Consider the following 17710-nt stretch of genomic DNA (forward strand, 5'->3'; position numbering starts at 1 on the left):
CAGGGCAAGCGGGGTCAGAGACGTTCCGGCGGCGCCGCGGTCTCCGGCGCCGGCGCGGCCCGGAGCAGGGTGAGCGCCGCGGGCACGTCCGCCGCGACCGCGAAGAGCCGGCGGTTGCTGGGATCGACGAAGCCCTGCGCGATCATGTCCTCGACCGCCGCCAGGAAGGGCTGCGCCCAGCCGTTGATGTCGAGGATGATGACCGGCTTGTCGTGCAGGCCGAGCTGCCGCCACGTGATGATCTCGACCGTCTCGTCCAGCGTGCCCAGCCCGCCCGAGAGGGTGACGAAGGCATCCGCCAGCTCGAACATCCGCGTCTTGCGGGTATGCATGCTGGTGGTGACCTCGAGCTCCGCGAGGTCCGGATGCGGCCGTTCGACCCGGGTCAGGAATTCCGGGATCACCCCATGCACCCGGCCGCCGCCGGCGATCGTACCCGCCGCCACCGCGCCCATCAGCCCGACTCCGCCGCCGCCATAGACCAGCGTCATCCCCGCCGCGGCGAGGCCGGTGCCGAGCGCGCGGGCGGCGGCGAGATGCGCAGGATCGGTGCCGGCACGGGTGCCGCAGAAGACGGCGACGGAACGGATATGCTGGGGCATTGGTCTCTCCGATGGATGCCGCATCCTGCCATGGATCGGCCGGGGCCGGAGGCTTGGCAGCACGATAATCGCGCGACGGAATGAGCGTGCCGGGTGTCCCTCTATTGCCAGTACGCGCAATCCCCCGGAACATGACCGTATCCAATGTGTAACCGGACCGAGGGATTCCTGCATGTTGCGTATGAAGACCGTGCTGGCGGCGTTTGGGCTGATGGCCCTGGCGGGGACGGCCATGGCCCAGGGTGACGTGATCGCCGAGCGCCGCGCCGGGCTGAAGCGCATGGGCGGCCATATGGAGGCCATCAAGCCGGTGGTCGAAGCCAAGGGCGACGTGAAGGCGCTGGAACCGCGCATCGACGACATGATCGTCTTCTACCGCACCCTGCCAAGCCGGTTCCCGGCCGGGTCCGGCACCGGCGACACCAAGGCGCTGCCGGCGATCTGGACCGATTTTGCCGGGTTCGAGACGGCCAACAAGGCGCTGCTCGGCCAGCTGGCCGTCCTGAAGACGGCCGCCGCCGCCGGTGACGCCGCGGCCTTCGGCGCCGCCTATGCCGAAACCGGGCCGAAATTCTGCGGCGGCTGCCACCGGCCCTACCGCAGCCGCTGACCCGCCGTGTCGCGGCTGGGCCTTCAGCCCAGCCGCGACACGGCATAGACCAGCAGCGCGGCGCCCGCGAGCAGCGCCGCCGCCAGGATCGGCGAGCCGAGCCGGGGTGCCGCCATCCCGGCCGGCAGCAGCTTCCAGCCGGTCAGCATCGGCCGCACCAGGTCGTGCCGCTTGACCAGCCGATAGGCCAGCACCGCCAGGACATGCAGGCCCGCCGCCAGCAGGATCAGGTCGAAGACGCTGTGGTGCAGGCCGGTCAGCCAATTGCTGGTGTCGGCCGGAACCAATTTGGCGAGCGGCCCCTTGGCGCCGTAGTCGAAGTCGGGCTCCTCCGCCGCGAACAGGCCGGTCAGCGTCTGGGCCAGCAGTAGGCCGAGCAGTCCCAGCACCATCCAGCCGCCGGCAGCATTATGGCCGATTTCCCGGTCGGGTGCCGGCCGGCGGAACTGCGTCAGGTGCCGCAGCGCCTCGACCGGGGAGCGCAGGAACCGGCCAAAGCGGGCGGTGTCCGAGCCCAGGAAGCCCCAGGCGATGCGGAACAGCACCAGGGTCAGCACCGCATAGCCCGCCAGCGTATGCAGCTGCGTCCGGCCGGTTTCGCCGCTCCACCAGGAAAGGCCGATCAAGGCCACGATCGACCAATGGACCAGCCTGATCCAGCCGTCCCAGACCCGCACCCTGACCAGCGACCCGTCGTCCATGCCCGACCACCCCGCGCGCTTCATGCGACGCAGCATAATCGTTCTGCGCGACGGACAGCAGGGGGCACGCCCAGGACTGCGCCGCACCTGTTCACCGGACATCGGCGGTCGGCGTGGTAGCCTGCGCTTGCCGCAAGGCAGGACTCGCGCCTAGTTAGGCAATCATGTCGGAAGCGACCAATCTTGGGCGAATCGGCCTCGTCGGTCTGATCGCGGTCGCGGCGGTCGGGACGGCCTGGGTGATGCTGCCGGATGCCTTCCCGCGCTTCGGGCCCAAGCCCGGCACGGAACCCCTTCCCATGGCCGCCGCCCCGGTGCCGCCGGCGCCGGTCGCCACACCCGGCCTGGTCGATCCCGCCACACTGGTGGCCCCGGCCGAGGTGCCGCGCTTCCAGATCGCCCGGGTCGGCGCCCGTGGGACGCTGGTGACTGCCGGCAGCGCCGCGCCGGGTGCCGAGGTGCAACTGCTGGAAAGCGGCCGGGAACTCGGCCGCGCCCGGGCCGATGCCCGCGGCGAGTGGGTGATCCTGCCCGGCGACCCGCTGACGGCCGGGCCGAAAGAACTGTCGCTGCTCGCCCGCAGCCCCGGCGGCGCGCCGATCCGCTCCCGCGACACGCTGCTGCTGGTTGTGCCGGAGCCGCTGGTCGCCGTGGCCCGGCCGGACACATCCGGTGCCGTGGCTATGCTGCTGCCGCCCACCGGGGCCGGTGCGGCGCCGCGCCCGCTGCAGGCGCCGGCCGAGGCCGCGTCCGGCCGCCAGCGGCTGGGCCTGGATGTGGTGGATTACGACGAGGCCGGCGGCATGCGCTTCGCCGGCAGCGCCCCGCCGGGGGCCACCGTGCGGGTCTATGTCGGGCGCGACCATGCCGGCGACGCGGTGGCCGACCCGGCTGGCCGCTGGGCGCTGCGCCCCGCCAACCAGCCGAGCTATGGCCGCCATACCCTGCGGGTCGACCAGCTGGCCGCCGCCGGCAGCGTCGCGGCGCGGATCGAGCTGCCCTTCCAGCGCGACCAGATGCAGGAGGAGGTGCTGGCCGATGGCCGGCTGGTGGTGCAGCCCGGCGCCAATCTCTGGCGCATCGCCCGCAAGGTCTATGGCCGCGGCACCCGCTACACGGTGATCTACCAGGCGAACCGGGAGCAGATCCGCGACCCCAACCGGATCTATCCCGGGCAGTTGTTCAGCCTGCCGGACGGCCCGGCCGAGGCGGACTCCAGCCGGTCCAGATAGGGATCCAGCGCCAGGGCGAAGCGCACCATGGCGGCGATCATGCTGGTCGCGGTCGGCGCCGGCTGTGCATCCGCCGCCGCTTCCAGCCGGATCCGGTGGTCCGGCAGCAGCCGCATCCGCCAGCCCGGCGGCAGGGTCCGCGGCAGGGTCGCCACCGCATCGAAGGCGGTGACACGGTTGGCGCCCGGTTCGGCGGTGGAGGGGATGCGGCCGGCGATGGTCGCGAGATGCACGCCATCCGCCGCCAGGGCGGCCTCGCAGCGCCGGCCGCGCCAGCGGAAGCTCAGGGCAGGGGCCTGGGCTGCGTCCCGGGGCTGCAGGGCGCCGTCCGGGGCGACGGCGAAGGGACCGAGGATCAAGGGCTGCATCACGCTGGCAGCTTGCCCGAGAGGGGTGAACACACCATAAACCGCGCCCATGTCTCTCGGACGCAGCCTCAGGCTCGTGCTGTCCCCGCCTCACCCGGCGGGTCGGCCCTTCATCATCGGTGGCGTCGCGGTGGCGCTGGTCGGCGGGGGATTCCTCGGCGCCTGGCTCTTCTGGCTCGGCACGCTCTTCACCCTGTTCTGCCTGTACTTCTTCCGCGACCCGAAGCGGGTCCGGCCGGAGCGCGAAAAACTTGTCCTCGCGCCGGCGGACGGGCACGTCGTCAGCGTCATGCAGGCGGTGCCGCCGGAGGAGCTCGGCCTCGGCCCGGCGCCGCGCTGGCGGGTGGCGATCTTCCTCAGCGTGCTCGACGTGCACGTGAACCGGGTGCCGGCCGACGGCACGGTGACCCGCATCGCCTACCGCCATGGCAAGTACCTCAACGCCTCGCTCGACAAGGCCAGCGTCGACAACGAGCGCAACGCCATCGCGCTGAAGCTGCCGGATGGCCGCGACATGGCGGTGGTGCAGATCGCCGGCCTGATCGCCCGGCGCATCCTGTGCGACATCCGGGAAGGCGATGCGGTCATCGCCGGCGAGCGCTTCGGCATCATCCGCTTCGGCAGCCGCACCGATGTCTACCTGCCGGAAGGTGTCCGGTCCGTCGTGGCGGAAGGCCAGACCATGATCGGCGGCGAGACGGTGATCGCCGACCTGGCGCCGCCGCGGGGCCTGCCGTGAGCGGCACCCCGGGACCCCGTGGGGCGGGCCTGCGCGGGCGGCTGCGCCGGTTCCGGCCGCGCACCCGGCCGCGCTACCAGGGGCCATCCTTCAACCGGCTGATCCCCAACATCCTGACCATGCTCGGCCTCTGCGCCGGGCTGACCGCGATCCGCGTGGCGCTGGATGCGGATTGGGCGAAGGCGGCGGTACTGATCGTCGTCGCCGCGGCGATCGACGGGCTCGATGGCCGGATCGCCCGATTGCTGAAGGCGACCAGCCGGTTCGGCGCCGAGTTCGACAGCCTGTCGGACTTCGTGTGCTTCGGCGTGGCGCCGGCGCTGATCCTCTACATGTGGACGCTGCACGATGCGCGCGGGCTCGGCTTCGCGCCCTGCCTGCTCTTCGCGGTGTGCTCCGCGCTGCGGTTGGCGCGGTTCAATGCCTCGCTCGAGGAAGCGCCGGCCCTGGCGCTGACCGGCCCGGCGCCGAAGCCGGCCTATGCGCAGAATTTCTTCACCGGCGTGCCGGCGCCGGCCGGGGCGGGGCTGGCGTTGTTCCCGATGTTCGCGGCGCTGGCCTTCGCCGAGTGGAACCTGCCGGGGCTGGCCGCCGCCGCACGGCACCCGGCCTTCTCTGGCGTGCTGCTGGTGGTGGTGGGCGGGCTGATGGTCTCCACCCTGCCGGCCTGGAGCTTCAAGAATTTCAAGGTGCCGGCGGAATACGTGCTGCCCTTGCTGCTCGGCGTCGGCGCCTATGTCGCGGTGCTGCTGACCGAGCCCTGGGCGGCGCTGGCGGTGGCGAGCCTGCTGTATGCCGGGATGCTGTTCTTCTCGGTGCGCAGCTATGCGCGGCTGAAGCGGGAGGCCGAGGCGCTGCTGGAGCCCGTGGTCGTCAACGGCCAGGACGGCCGCGCGAACGGGTGAGCGGACCGGCCATGGATCGGTCTGCAGCTGGGCCTTCCAAGCGGAACCAATAGCAGGCTAGGCTTTCCGCCAGAAGGCGGCCGCCCTGCGCAGGCCTGCCCGCGATCGGAGGGTCGGCCATGAAGATGATGTGGTTCCACCTGATGCCCTATACCGATCTCCCGGACGACTTCCGGGAGAAGCATCCCTCGGTCTGGGTAGACATCCACAGCTCGCTCTTCGATCCGAAGCGGGCGCACCTGATGTACAACGACTTCATGGACGAGCTGGAGTACGCCGCCGACTGCGGCTACGACGCCATCTGCGTCAACGAGCATCACTCGAACGGCTACGGCCTGATGCCGAGCCCTAACCTGATCGCCTCGGCGCTGGCGCGGCGCACCAGCCAGGTGCCGATCTGCGTCATGGGAAACAGCCTGGCGCTGTACAACCCGCCGACCCGCGTGGCCGAGGAATTCGCCATGCTGGATGTCATCAGCGGCGGCCGGCTGATCGCCGGCTTCCCGGTCGGCACGCCGATGGATACCTGCTTCGCCTATGGCCAGAACCCGAGCCAGTTGCGCGAGCGCTATCTCGAAGCACATGACCTGGTGATCAAGGCCTGGACCGAGAAGGACACCTTCGCCTTCAACGGCCGCTTCAACCAGCAGCGCTACGTCAACATCTGGCCGCGCCCGGTGCAGCAGCCGCACCCGCCGATCTGGATCCCCGGCGGCGGCTCGGTCGAGACCTGGCAGTGGTGCGCCGAGATGGACTACGTCTACTGCTACCTGTCCTACTACGGCTACAAGGCCGGCAAGGCGACCATGGACGGCTTCTGGGCCGAGATGGACCGGCTGGGCAAGGACCGGAACCCCTACCGCGCCGGCTTCGCCCAGGTGGTGGCGGTGGCCGAGACGCGCGAGCAGGCGATCGAGCTCTACACCGAAGCGGCCGAGTATTTCTTCAACCGCTGCCTGCATGTCGACCCGCGCTTCGCCGCGCCCGCCGGCTATAGCACCGAGGCGACGCAGCGCGCGGGGCTGGAGAGCATGGTGAGGAAGGCGGCCAATGCGCAGTCGCTGATCATGGGCGACAAGACCAACCGCGGCATGACCATGGCCGACTTCGTCGAGCGCGGCTATGTCGTCATCGGCTCCCCGGACGAGGTCGTGGAGCAGCTCAATGCGCTGGCCGACGACCTGAACGTCGGCCACCTCATGCTGCTGATGCAGTTCGGCAACATGGACAAGGCGCTGACCCAGTACAACACGAAGATCTTCGCCGAGAAGGTGATGCCACGGCTGAAGGACCGCTTCGCCGAATGGGAGGATCGCTGGTGGCCGCAGCCGATGCAGCCGGCCGAGCGCGCCGAACTGCCTGGTGTCGCGCCCAAGCTGGCGGCTGAATAGGCCATGCGCGAGCCAGCGGTTTCGACCGTCGACATCAATGGCTTCCCGACGCGCGTCTGGCGCAAGGGCAGCGGCGCGCCGCTCGGCTTCCTCGCCGGCTTCGGCGGACTGCCGCGCTGGGTGCCGTTCCTTGATCGATTGGCCGAGCATCGGACGGTGATCGTGCCCTCGTTGCCCGGCTTCCCCGGCGGCGAGCGTGGCCACAGCGTGCTGGACACGCATCTCGACTGGCTGCTGGCGGTGCGGCAGGTCATCCAGGCCGCCGGGCTGGATGGCGCCGACCTCGCGGGCTCGTCCGTCGGTGCCTCGATGGCTGCCGAGATGGCGGCGCTCTGGCCCGACAGCGTGCGGCGCCTCGCACTCATCGCCCCCTTCGGCCTGTATGACGAGGCCGACCCGCCGCTCGACCCCTGGGCGCAGCGAGCCGACCAGGTGGCCGGGCTGATGTGCGCCGACCCGGAGATCTGGCGCGCGTTGAAGGCGGTGCCGGAAGGCGCCAACAGCGTCGAATGGCCGATCGAGCAGACCCGCGCGGTCGAGGCCGCGGCGCGCATCTTCTGGCCGCTGGGCAATACCCGGCTGGACAAGCGCCTGCCGCTCATCAAGGCGCCGACCCTGCTGCTGTGGGGCGAGCAGGACCGCGTGCTGCCGCACCGCTATGCCGTGCGCATCGCCGGCGCGCTCGGCGGCCCGAACGAGATTCGCACCATCCCCGGCGCCGGCCACCTGGCCGAACTCGACCGGCCGGATATGGTGGCGGACGCAATACTGTCCTGGGTGGGATGATCCAATGCCGCTTGATCCCGGTGCCGTCACCGTCCTCAACCTCATCAAGGAACTCGGCCGGCCACCGCTGCACATGCTGACGCCGGCCGAGGCGCGGGAGGCGACGGCGAAGTCGCGCGCCGTCATGCAGCCGGAGCCGGAGCCCGTGGCGGAGGTCGAGGACCTGACTTGCCCCGGCCCGCTCGGCCCGGTGAAGCTGCGCCGCTACCGCGCCGCCGGCAGCGCGGCGGCCGATCTGCTGCCCTGCCTGCTGTACCTGCATGGCGGCGGCTGGGTGATCGGTGATCTCGACAGCCATGACCAGATGTGCCGCGTGCTGGCCAATGCGGCGCGCTGCTGCGTCGTCGCGGTCGACTACCGCATGGCGCCGGAACATGTCTATCCGGCGGCAGTGGACGATTGCGCCGCGGCGCTGCGCTTCGTCGCGGCGAATGCGGCGATGCTGCGGATCGACGTGAACCGCATCGCGGTCGGCGGCGACAGCGCCGGCGGGAATCTCGCCGCCGTGCTGGCCATCATGGCGCGCGACGGCGCGGCGCCGAAGGTGGGCTTCCAGATGCTGCTCTATCCCGCCACCGACATGGCGGGGGAGCGGCCGGCCTATCAGCGCTTCACCGAGAACCTGATCCTGACCGACAAGACCATGCGCTGGTTCATCAACCACTACACGCCGGATCCGGCGCGGCGCGTCGAATGGCAGGCCAGCCCCTTGCGCGCCGCGAGCCTGCAGGGCGTGGCGACCGCCTATGTCATGACCGCCGGCTACGATCCGCTGGTCGACGAGGGGATCGAATACGCCAGGCGGCTTGAGGCGGACGGCGTACGTGTCACCGCGGTGCACATGACCGACCAGCTGCATGCCTTCCTCGGCATGGGCAAATTCATCCCGGCCTCGGACCTCGCGCTGCGCCAGGCCGCGCTGTCCCTGGCGCATCACTGGGCGGGGGGTTGAGCGCATGGCGGGTATGCTCGACGGCAAGTCGGCGCTGATCACCGGCGCGGGCTCCGGCATCGGCCGCGCCGCGGCGCTGGCCTTCGTGCGCGAAGGAGCCTGGGTCGCCGCGGCCGACCGCAACCTGGAGGCCGCCCGCGCGACCGTCGCGGCGATCGAGGCCACGGGCGGCGAGGCCGTGGCGATCGCCTGCGACGTCACCGACGACGCGCAGGTGGCGGCCATGGTGGCGGCGGCGGTGAACGCCTTCGGCGGGCTCGACTGCGCCTTCAACAATGCCGGGGTGGCGCCCTACCAGCTGAACTCGGCCGGCGTGCTGGCAGCGGACCTGGAGGAGGCCTCCTGGCTCGGCCTGATCGACATCAACCTGCACGGCGTCTGGCGCTGCCTGCGGCATGAGGTAGGCCAGATGCGCAAGCAGGGCGGTGGCGCCATCGTCAACACCGCCTCCATCCTCGGCTTGATCGGGTCCGGCGGTTCGGCGGCCTATGTCGCCAGCAAGCATGCCGTGGTCGGGCTGACCAAGGCCGCGGCGATCGACCATGCGCCGGAGAATATCCGGGTCAACGCGGTCTGCCCCGGCTATATCGAGACGCCGATGACCGAGGAGACGGTGCGTCGGCGTGGCGAGGCGCTGATGGCGCGGGTGCCGATGGCGCGGATGGGAACGCCGGAGGAGATCGCCGAGGCGGTGGTCTGGATGTGCTCGGACCGTGCCGGCTTCGTTACCGGGTCTTGCTGGCAGGTCGATGGGGGCTACACCGCCCGCTGATGCGGCGTGAAACCCGCGCGGCCGGAAACGTCGTAGGACGTAGGAAAGCCGATACAGCGGCCGCGAAGGCGGGGGGACAGGGTGGGGCCTTCGTCCGGCCCCATCCTGATATCCGTCCCCCGCGCGGTTGCGATCAGGCGTTGGCGCCCTCGATCACCCCGCCGAAGCGTTCCCAGGTGGCACCGGTCCAGCGCTGCAACTGCATCTGCTTGATCGGGTGGAAATTGGTGGCGGAGGTGCTGACCTTGATGCCCGGCAGGGTGGTGGCCGGGATGAAGTCATTGAGGCTGGCCGCTTGCTTCATCACGCTCTCGCGCGAGAAATTGCCGCCGCACTGTTCCAGCACCTTTATCAGGGTCTGCGCTATCCCATAGGCGAAGGGGTAGCTGCCGTCCTTCAGGTCGCCGTCCGGGACGTATTTGGTCATGAAGGCTCGCCACTCGTTCATCCCGGCATCATTGCCCCAGCCCGGATCGGTCGGGTCCTTCAGATAGGCCGAGGTGATGATGCCGATGCCGCGCTCCGGCCCCGCGGGTTCCATCACCGTGCCGACCGAGATCGAGACGTTGGTCAGGTAATGCAGCGGGCGCCAGCCGACATCGAAGACCTTCTTGATGGTCTGGGCGGCGAATTTCGGCGTGGTCGCGGTCAGCAGGACGTCGGCGCCGCTGCCCTGCAGGGAGACGACCTGGCTGTCGATGGTCGGGTCGGTGACCTCGTGGCTGGCGAGGCGGACGGTGCTGTCGAATTTCGCACCGAGCACGTCGCGCACGCCGGTGACGTAGTCCTTGCCGAAATCGTCGTTCTGGTACAGCAGCGCAAGCTTGGCGTTCGGCTTCTGCTCCAGCATGTGCTTGGTGTAGATCTGCGCCTCGGTCCGGTAGCTGGGCTGCCAGCCGATGGTCCAGGGCGTTTCCTGGAAGTTGCCCCATTTGTCCGCCCCGGTGGACAGGAACAGGTGCGGCACCTTGCGCTGGTTGACGTAGCGCACGATGGCGCTGTTGGTCGGCGTGCCGAGCGTGTTGAACAGGAAGGCGACCTTGTCCTGCTCGACCAGGCGGCGGACCTGCTCGACCGTCTTCGGCGGGCTGTAGTTGTCGTCGTAGGAGATGAAGTTGATCTTGCGCCCGGCGATGCCGCCCCGCTCGTTGATCATCCTGAAGAAGTGGCCGTGCGAGCGGCCGATGACGCCATAGGCGCTGGCCGGGCCGCTATAGGGCATGGTGTTGCCGATGCGGATCTCGGTCGCGGTGACGCCAGGCGTTTCCTGGGCGCGGGCGATGGCCGGCAATGCCAAGGAGGCGGCACCGGCGGCAAGCAGATGGCGGCGGGTCGGCATCATGGTTCCTTCTCCCTGTTGGTCAGACGTCCGCACCTTCGATCAGGCCGCCGAACCGCACCCAGGATGCACCGTCCCAGCGCTGGAGTTGCATCTTCTGGATCGGCCGGTAGTCCTGCGGGCCGGTATTCAAGGTGATGCCCGGCAGCAGGACCGGGATCGCCACATCCTTGAAGCTGGCCGCCTGCCGCATCACGTTCTCCCGCGAGAAATTGCCGTCGCATTGGCCCAGCAACTGCTGCAGGGTCCGCCCGAGTGCGTAGCCGTAGACGACGTTGGCATCGTTCAGGTCGGCCTCCGGCATCCATTGCTTCGTGAAAGCGCGCAGCTCGTTCATCCCAGGGTCGTCGCGCCAGGCGGCATCCCCCTGGTCCTTCAGGTAGCCTGAAGTGATGATGCCGATGCCTTTCTCGACGCCCGCCGGCTGCATCACCGCGGCGACCGACAGCGAGACGTTGGTCAGGTAGCGCTGCGCCTGCCAGCCGATGTCGTGCACCTTGCGGATCGCCTGCGCCGCCGCCTTGGGGCCGAGCGCGATCATCAGCACATCGGCGCCGGTCGACTGCAGCGACAGGATCTGGCTGTCCGGGGTCGGGTCGGTGATCTCGAAGGAGACCGCCTTGACGGTCGTATCGAACCGTGCGGCGCCGAGCACGTCGCGCATCCCGGCGAGGTAGTCCTTCCCGAAATCGTCGTTCTGGTAGACGATCGCCAGCTTGAACTCCTTCCGCTCGGCCAGCAGGTGCTTGGCGTAGATCTGCGCCTCGGTCCGGTAGCTGGGCTGCCAGCCCATGGTCCAGGGCGTGTCCTGATGGTTGCCCCACTTGTCGGCGCCGGTCGCCAGGAACAGGTGCGGCACCTTGCGCTGGTTGACGTAGCGCAGCACGGCGTTGTTGGTCGGCGTGCCGAGCGTGTTGAACAGGAAGGCGACCTTGTCCTGCTCGACCAGGCGGCGGATCTGCTCGACCGCCTTGGGCGGGCTGAAGGCGTCGTCATAGGTGACGAAATTGATCTTGCGGCCCTTGAAGCCGCCCTGCTCGTTCAGCATGCGGATGAAGGCCTGCTCGGTGCGGCCGATGACGCCATAGGCGCTGTTCGGTCCGCTATAGGGCATGGTGTTGCCGATGCGGATCTCGGTGGCGGTGACGCCGGGTGCGTCCTCGGCCCGCGCGACGGCGGGTGCGGCAAGCGCAGCGCCGGCCGCGCCCAGCAGGTGGCGTCTGGTCAACATGGCCGCGTTCCTCCCGGCGTCAGACATTCGCGCCCTCGATGATATTGCCGAAGCGGACCCAGCCCTTGCCGTCCCAGCGGGTGAGCTGCATCTGCCGGACCGGATGGTAGTTGTCCGGCGCGGTCGAGACGGTGATGCCGGGCAGCAGCGTGCCGACCTCGAAGGGGGCCAGGCTGGTCGCCTGGCGCATCACGTTCTCCCGGCTGAAATCCTTGCCGCATTGCTGCAGCGTCCGGATCATGGTCGTGCCGAAGCCATAGGCCAGGGTGTAGTTGTTGTCGGTCAGGTCGGCATCCGGAAGGTATTGCCGCATGAAGCCGCGCCACTCGTTCATGCCGGGATCGTCGGCCCAGGCCGGATCCATCTGGTCCTTGCGGAAATCCGAGGTAATGGCGCCGATGGCGCGATCGGCCCCGGCCGGCACCATCACCGCCGCGGAGGAGACCGAGACATTGGTGACGAAGGTCATCGGCTTCCAGCCGATCTCGTAGACCCGCCGGAGCGCCTGCGCGGCGAAGCGCGGCGCAGCGGCGATCACCAGGATATCGGCGCCCTGCAGCTGCACCACCTGACTATCGACGGTCGGGTCGGTCGCCTCATAGGTTGCGATCCGGACCAGCTGGTCGAAGCGCGAACCGAGCACGTCCTTCAGCCCGTTCAAGTAGTCCTTGCCGAAGTCGTCGTTCTGGTGGAGCAGCGCGACCTTGCCGCCAGGCTTCTGCTCGGTGAAGTACTTGGCGTAGATCTGCGCCTCGATCCGGTAGCTGGGTTGCCAGCCGATGGTCCAGGGATAGTCCTTCGGGTTGGCCCACTTGTCGCCGCCGGTCGCCAGGAACAGATGCGGCACCTTGCGCTGATTGACGTAGCGGTGGATGGCGCTGTTCGTGGGCGTGCCGAGGCTGTTGAACAGGAAGGCGACCTTGTCCTGCTCGATCAGCCGCCGGGTCTGCTCGAGCGTCTTCGGCGGGCTGTAGGCATCGTCGTAGACGATGAAGTTGACCTGCCGCCCGGCCACGCCGCCCTGGTCGTTCAGCCGCTTGAACATGCCGGTCAGCAGGCGGGAGATCACGCTATAGGCGGATGCCGGTCCGGACAGCGAGTTGGTGCTGCCGATGCGGATCTCCGTCGCGGTGACGCCCGGCGTCTCCTGCGCACGCGCCACCGCCGGCGCCGCCAGGGCCCCCGCCGCCATCAACACATGCCTTCTTCCGAGCATCTCGTTTCTCCCCCACTCCCTCTGGGGGCGCGCGTGTCGCTACACGTTGGCGCCCTCGATGACATTGCCGAAGCGGACCCAACCCTTGCCGTCCCAGCGCTGCAGCTGCATGTGGCGGATCGGGTGGTAGTTGTTCGGGCTGGTGCCGACCTTCACGCCGGGCAGCAGGGTCGGCAGTTCCAGCGGCGCGATGCTGGTCGCCTGCTTCAATATATTCTCGCGCGAGAAGTCGTTGCCGCACTGCTTCAGCGCCTGCAACAGGGTCAGGCCGACGCCATAGGCATAGGTGTAGTTGTTGTCCCCCATGTCGCCGTCCGGGATGTAGCGCGCCATGAAGTCGCGCCATTCCTTCATGCCGGGGTCGTCGGCCCAGGACGGGTCGGACTGGTCCTTGCGGTAGTCCGAGGTGATCAGGCCGACCGCCTTCTCCTTGCCCGCCGGCTCGATGACGACGGAGCCGGAGACAGAGACGTTGCTCATGAACATCAGCGGCTTCCATCCCAGGTCGAAGACCCGGCGGATGGCCTGCGAGGCGAAGCGCGGGATGATGCCGCAGATCAGCGCGTCGCAGCCGGCCGCCTGCAGCGAGACGATCTGGCTGTCGATGGTGGCGTCGGTGGCTTCATGCGAGACCAGCTTCACCATCGAATCGAACCGCGCGCCCAACACGTCGCGCGTGCCGTTGACGTAGTCCTTGCCGAAGTCGTCGTTTTGGAAGATCAGGCCGATCTTGGCGTTCGGCTTCTGCTCCAGGATGTACTTGGCGTAGATCTGCGCCTCGGTCCGGTAGCTGGGCTGCCAGCCGATGGTCCAGGGATAGTCTTTCGGGTTGGCCCATTTGTCGGCGCCGGTCGCCAGGAACAGGTGCGGCACCTTGCGGGCATTCATGTAGCGGTGGATGGCGCTGTTGGTCGGCGTGCCGAGATTGTTGAACAGGAAGGCGACCTTGTCCTGTTCCACCAGCCGGCGCGCCTGCTCCAGCGTCTTCGGTGGGCTGTAGGCGTCGTCGAGCACGGTGAAGTTCACCTGGCGCCCGGCGATCCCGCCCTGCTCGTTCAGCCGCTTGAACATCGCGGTCAGGCATTTCGGGATCAGCGAATAGGAGGAGGCCGGGCCGGACAGCGCATAGGTCGTGCCGATGCGCAATTCGGTCGCGGTGACGCCGGGGCTTTCCTGCGCCCGGACGATGCCGGGCAGGGCCAGCGCACCGGCGGCCCCGCCGAGGACGATGCGACGTGTGGTGGTCATGCAGTCACTCCAGGGATCAGGCGCGGCCGCGCAGCCGGTTGGCGACGCGCCGCAGCAGGCCGGCGAAGCCGTCCGGCAGCAGGAAGAGGAAGGCGATGAGGATGATGCCGTAGATCACGCCCGGCGCCGCCTTGCTGATGGCTTCGGCGATGTTCGGCACGAACAGCACGAACAGGCCGCCGAACAGCGACCCGAGGATCGAGGCGACGCCGCCCACCACCATGCCGACGAAGAGCGTGATCGAGACGCCGAAGCCGAAGCTGTCGGGCGCCACGAATTCGATGGCGACGGCCGAGAGCGAGCCGGCGATGCCGGTGATCATCGCGCTCACCGCGAAGGCCTTGGTCTTCAGCGAGCCGATATCCATGCCCATCGCCTCGGCCGCGGTCGGGTGGTCGCGGGTCGCCATCAGGGCGCGGCCGATGCGGCTGCGGATGAGGTTGGCGACCAGCAGGAAGCAGGCACCGGCCACGATGACCGTGACCAGGTACATCCACTGGTCGGGCGACAGCGCGATGCCGGCCGGGGCTTCGGGCTTCACCAGGAACAGCCCCTGCACGCCGCCGGTCCAGTCCTCGATCGACTTGTGCTTGAGGATCTGCGGCACGGCTACCGCGAGCGAGAAGGTGGTCAGCGCCAGGTAATGCCCGGCCAGCCGCAGCGCCGGAAAGCCGATGGCGAAGCCCACCGCGGCGCAGATCGCCGCGGAGAAGGGCAGCGTCGCCCAGAACGACCAATCCCAATGCGACATCAGGATGGCGGTGATATAGGCGCCGACGGCGAAGAAGGCGCCGTGGCCGAGACTGATCTGGCCGTTGTAGCCCGAGACGATGTTCAGCCCGAGCACCGCCAGCGCCATGATCACCGCCATCGTCAGCTGGAAGAGATGGAAGCTCTCCAGCATGAACATCGGCGCGATGGCGGCAACCAAGCCCAGCAGGACCAGCAGCGCCCGCTGCCAGGCAGGGGTGGCGGCCGGGGCGGCGATCGCGCCGAGTTCGACCGCGGAGTCGAGGCCCTTGCTTGCGCTCATGACGGTCTCACACCCGGCTGAAGACGACGCGGCCGAACAGGCCGGAGGGACGCACGACCAGCACGCCGATGATGATGGCCAGCGCCACCGTCAGCTTGAGCTCGGTGCCGACCACATAGGCTCCGGCTAGATTCTCGAGCACGCCGACCGAGAAGCCGCCCAGCACGGCGCCCGCCGGGTTGTCGATGCCGCCCATCAGCGCGCCGGCGAAGGCGTATAGTAGAATGCCGAGCATCATGGTGGGGTCGAGGAAGACCACCGGCGCCACCATCATTCCCGCCACCGCGCCGATCGCCGCCGCCATGCCCCAGCCCAGCGCCAGCATCCAGCCGACGCGGATGCCGACCAGCCGCGCCGAGCGCGGGTTGTAGGCCGCGGCGCGCATCCCGAGGCCCAGCTTGGTGAAGCGGAAGAAGGCCCAGACCAGGGTCAGCACGGTCAGCGTCACCACCGTGCTGCCCAGCTCATGCGCCGAGACCAGGCCGCCGAACAGCGGCTTGTCGCTGGTGAAGGGGGTGGGGAAGACCTTCGTCGTGTAGCCGAAGATCCAGCCGGTGGCATTGCCGACGATCAGCAGCAAGCCGATGAAGACGCCGACCAGGGTCAGCACCGGCGCATTGGAGACCGGGCGGATCAGGATGCGCTCCACCACCACGCCGATGCCGAAGGACACCACCACGGTGCCGAAGAAGGCGACCCAATAGGGCATGCCGGCCTGCACCATGGACCAGGCGATGAAGGTCGAGAGCGTCGCCATTTCGCCTTGCGCGAAATTCACATGATGCGTCGCCTGGTAGATCATGACGATCGCCAGCGCGACGGAGGCGTAGATGCCACCTGTGGCGATGCCGGCGACGATCTGGTGCGCAAATCCATCCATGGTGTCAGTACCCCAGGTACGAGCGACGGATGGCCTCGTCCTGCCGGATCTCGGCGGCGATGCCGGACATGACGATGTTGCCGGTCTCCAGCAGGTAGGCGAGGTCGGCGAGTTCCAGCGCCAGGTTGGCGTTCTGCTCGACCAGCAGGATGCCGACGCCGCTTTCGGCGCGGATGCGACGCATGATGCCGAAGATCTCCTGCACGATCAGCGGGGCAAGACCGAAGCTTGGCTCGTCGAGCAACAGCAATTTCGGCCGCAGCAGCAGCGCGCGGGCGATCGCCAGCATCTGCTGCTCGCCGCCCGATAGCGTGCCGGCCTGCTGCTTCCAGCGCTGCTGCAGCCGGGGGAACCACTCGCACAGTCGGTCGAAATCCGCCTGCACCTTGTCGTCGTTGCGGATATAGGCGCCGAGGCGGAAATTCTCCTCGACCGTCAGCTCCATGAAGGTGCCGCGGCCATCCGGCACATGCGCGATGCCGCGGCGGACGATGTCCTCGGTCGCCTTGCCGGCCAGCGAATCGCCCTGGAAGCGGATCTCGCCCTCGGTGCGGACCATGCCGCAGATGGCGCGCAGCGTGGTGGTCTTGCCCGCACCATTGGCGCCGAGCAGCGCGGTGACGCCGCCCTCCTCCACCCGGAAATCGAGGCCATGCAGCACATGCGCATGGCCGTAGCCGGCCTTCAGGCCCTTGACCTCAAGCAGCGTCGGCATGCGTGTCCCCGCCACCCAGATAGGCCCGGATCACCTCGGGGTCGCTGCGCACCTCCTGCGGCGTGCCGTCGGCGATCTTCTTGCCGAAGTCGAGCGCGACGACCTTGTCGGAGACGCGCATGACCAGGCTCATGTGATGCTCGACCAGCAGGATCGAGAGGTCGAAGTTGCGCCGGATCTCGCCCAGCAGCACCGCCAGCTCGTCGACCTCGCCGTGGTTGAGGCCACCGGCGGGCTCGTCCAGCAGCAGCAGCTTCGGCCGGCTGATCAAGGCGCGCGCCATCTCGACGCGCTTCTGCCAGCCGAAGGGCAGGGCGGCCACCGGCGCGTCGGCGACGCGTTCCAGGTCCAGCAGCGCCAGCAACTCGCGCGCATGCGCCGCGGCGTCCGCGGCCTCGCGCCGCACCTGCGGCAGGCCGAAGGCGCTGGCGATGAATCCGGTATGGCCGGAGGAATGGGCGCCCGCGAGCACGTTCTCCCGCACCGTCATGCTGCGGAACAGCGCCAGGTTCTGGAAGGTGCGGCCGATGCCGAAGCCGGTCATGCGGTGCTTCGGCTCGCCGGTGATGTCCTGCCCGTTGAAGCGGACGGCACCCGAATTCGGCCGGTAGATGCCGCTGATGCAGTTGAAGGTGGTGGTCTTGCCGGCACCGTTGGGGCCGATCAACCCGCAGATCTGCCGTTCCGCCACATCGAAGGAGACGCCGGCGACGGCCGTCACGCCGCCGAAGCGGATGACGATGTCCTGGACCTCGAGCAACGCCATGCGGCGGCCGTTCAGGTCGAACCGCCGCGCCGGGGCGCGGCGACGGATAGGGGCCGCGCGAGCGGCCCATGGGGGCGAAGCATGCAACCTCCCTGAGCCACGTCATGAGCCCTTTGCGGGTCTCCGGCGGCTTTCGTTCCTGGACTGGGAGGCATTAGACCGGGCCGGCGCGCGCGGCGCAAGCCACCAAACCTGTGCGGAACGGGGCTGCGGATCCGGGGAAT

At 68.9% G+C, this 17710-nt stretch carries 19 protein-coding genes; 8 read left to right on the forward strand and 11 right to left on the reverse strand.

Annotated elements, in window-relative coordinates:
• Positions 1 to 14: 14 nt before the first annotated feature.
• Positions 15 to 602: a TIGR00730 family Rossman fold protein gene (locus ACFQS7_RS00760; protein WP_380065108.1), complete on the reverse strand. Its 588-nt coding sequence runs from the start codon at positions 600 to 602 to the stop codon at positions 15 to 17.
• Between the two features lie 172 nt (positions 603 to 774).
• On the opposite strand from ACFQS7_RS00760, the gene ACFQS7_RS00765 reads away from it, so the two are divergent.
• Positions 775 to 1212, forward strand: coding sequence for a c-type cytochrome (locus ACFQS7_RS00765; protein WP_380065109.1), 438 nt, complete (start codon positions 775 to 777; stop codon positions 1210 to 1212).
• A gap of 23 nt (positions 1213 to 1235) precedes the next feature.
• On the opposite strand, the gene ACFQS7_RS00770 is transcribed toward ACFQS7_RS00765, so the two are convergent.
• Positions 1236 to 1937, reverse strand: a complete 702-nt coding sequence (locus ACFQS7_RS00770) for a cytochrome b/b6 domain-containing protein (protein ID WP_380065110.1) — start codon at positions 1935 to 1937, stop codon at positions 1236 to 1238.
• A gap of 140 nt (positions 1938 to 2077) precedes the next feature.
• Between ACFQS7_RS00770 and ACFQS7_RS00775 the strand changes: the two genes are divergently transcribed.
• Positions 2078 to 3145, forward strand: a complete 1068-nt coding sequence (locus ACFQS7_RS00775; RefSeq protein WP_380065111.1) for a LysM peptidoglycan-binding domain-containing protein — start codon at positions 2078 to 2080, stop codon at positions 3143 to 3145.
• Here the strand turns inward: ACFQS7_RS00775 and ACFQS7_RS00780 are convergent.
• Positions 3079 to 3513 carry a hypothetical protein gene (locus ACFQS7_RS00780; RefSeq protein WP_380065112.1) on the reverse strand — a complete coding sequence of 145 codons (435 nt, stop codon included), beginning with the start codon at positions 3511 to 3513 and terminating at the stop codon, positions 3079 to 3081. The two genes, ACFQS7_RS00775 and ACFQS7_RS00780, sit on opposite strands and share 67 nt — an antisense overlap.
• 49 nt (positions 3514 to 3562) lie before the next feature.
• Here ACFQS7_RS00780 and ACFQS7_RS00785 point away from each other — a divergent pair, with 49 nt between their 5' ends.
• The 6 genes from ACFQS7_RS00785 (at position 3563) to ACFQS7_RS00810 (ending at position 9058) form a co-directional block, all read left to right on the forward strand.
• Positions 3563 to 4252, forward strand: a complete 690-nt coding sequence (locus tag ACFQS7_RS00785; RefSeq protein WP_380065113.1) for a phosphatidylserine decarboxylase — start codon at positions 3563 to 3565, stop codon at positions 4250 to 4252.
• A complete protein-coding gene (locus ACFQS7_RS00790; protein ID WP_380065114.1) occupies positions 4249 to 5157 on the forward strand; it encodes a CDP-alcohol phosphatidyltransferase family protein in 909 nt (302 codons plus the stop codon). The genes ACFQS7_RS00785 and ACFQS7_RS00790 overlap by 4 nt, the downstream gene beginning before the upstream one ends.
• A 119-nt stretch (positions 5158 to 5276) precedes the next feature.
• Positions 5277 to 6548 (forward strand): LLM class flavin-dependent oxidoreductase, encoded by a 1272-nt coding sequence (locus tag ACFQS7_RS00795; protein WP_380065115.1) that lies wholly within the window; start codon positions 5277 to 5279, stop codon positions 6546 to 6548.
• A 3-nt stretch (positions 6549 to 6551) separates the two neighbouring features.
• Positions 6552 to 7334 carry an alpha/beta fold hydrolase gene (locus ACFQS7_RS00800; RefSeq protein ID WP_380065116.1) on the forward strand — a complete coding sequence of 261 codons (783 nt, stop codon included), beginning with the start codon at positions 6552 to 6554 and terminating at the stop codon, positions 7332 to 7334.
• Between the two features lie 4 nt (positions 7335 to 7338).
• The gene (locus ACFQS7_RS00805) at positions 7339 to 8286 is read left to right on the forward strand and encodes an alpha/beta hydrolase (protein ID WP_380065117.1); all 948 of its coding nucleotides are present in this window, start codon (positions 7339 to 7341) and stop codon (positions 8284 to 8286) included.
• A gap of 4 nt (positions 8287 to 8290) precedes the next feature.
• Positions 8291 to 9058: an SDR family NAD(P)-dependent oxidoreductase gene (locus ACFQS7_RS00810; RefSeq protein WP_380065118.1), complete on the forward strand. Its 768-nt coding sequence runs from the start codon at positions 8291 to 8293 to the stop codon at positions 9056 to 9058.
• 133 nt (positions 9059 to 9191) lie between these two features.
• Here the strand turns inward: ACFQS7_RS00810 and ACFQS7_RS00815 are convergent, their stop codons facing one another.
• The 8 genes from ACFQS7_RS00815 to ACFQS7_RS00850 are packed head-to-tail and all read right to left on the reverse strand — an operon-like array spanning position 9192 to position 17486.
• Positions 9192 to 10400: an ABC transporter substrate-binding protein gene (locus ACFQS7_RS00815; protein ID WP_380065119.1), complete on the reverse strand. Its 1209-nt coding sequence runs from the start codon at positions 10398 to 10400 to the stop codon at positions 9192 to 9194.
• A 19-nt stretch (positions 10401 to 10419) separates the two neighbouring features.
• Positions 10420 to 11628 (reverse strand): ABC transporter substrate-binding protein, encoded by a 1209-nt coding sequence (locus ACFQS7_RS00820; RefSeq protein WP_380065120.1) that lies wholly within the window; start codon positions 11626 to 11628, stop codon positions 10420 to 10422.
• A gap of 19 nt (positions 11629 to 11647) precedes the next feature.
• Positions 11648 to 12844: an ABC transporter substrate-binding protein gene (locus tag ACFQS7_RS00825; RefSeq protein WP_380065121.1), complete on the reverse strand. Its 1197-nt coding sequence runs from the start codon at positions 12842 to 12844 to the stop codon at positions 11648 to 11650.
• A gap of 39 nt (positions 12845 to 12883) precedes the next feature.
• Complete coding sequence (locus ACFQS7_RS00830; protein ID WP_380065122.1) at positions 12884 to 14092, reverse strand: ABC transporter substrate-binding protein; 1209 nt, start codon at positions 14090 to 14092, stop codon at positions 12884 to 12886.
• 16 nt (positions 14093 to 14108) lie between these two features.
• On the reverse strand, positions 14109 to 15125 hold the full coding sequence (locus ACFQS7_RS00835) for a branched-chain amino acid ABC transporter permease (RefSeq protein ID WP_380065123.1): 1017 nt from the start codon (positions 15123 to 15125) through the stop codon (positions 14109 to 14111).
• A 7-nt stretch (positions 15126 to 15132) separates the two neighbouring features.
• The gene (locus ACFQS7_RS00840) at positions 15133 to 16005 is read right to left on the reverse strand and encodes a branched-chain amino acid ABC transporter permease (RefSeq protein WP_380065124.1); all 873 of its coding nucleotides are present in this window, start codon (positions 16003 to 16005) and stop codon (positions 15133 to 15135) included.
• Between the two features lie 4 nt (positions 16006 to 16009).
• Positions 16010 to 16720: an ABC transporter ATP-binding protein gene (locus ACFQS7_RS00845; protein ID WP_380065125.1), complete on the reverse strand. Its 711-nt coding sequence runs from the start codon at positions 16718 to 16720 to the stop codon at positions 16010 to 16012.
• A complete protein-coding gene (locus ACFQS7_RS00850; protein WP_380065126.1) occupies positions 16704 to 17486 on the reverse strand; it encodes an ABC transporter ATP-binding protein in 783 nt (260 codons plus the stop codon). Before ACFQS7_RS00850 ends, ACFQS7_RS00845 begins: the two co-directional genes overlap by 17 nt.
• Positions 17487 to 17710: the final 224 nt, after the last annotated feature.

It is taken from the genome of Dankookia sp. GCM10030260, from assembly GCF_042666655.1.
In the GTDB taxonomy this organism is placed as follows: Bacteria; Pseudomonadota; Alphaproteobacteria; order Acetobacterales; family Acetobacteraceae; genus Paracraurococcus.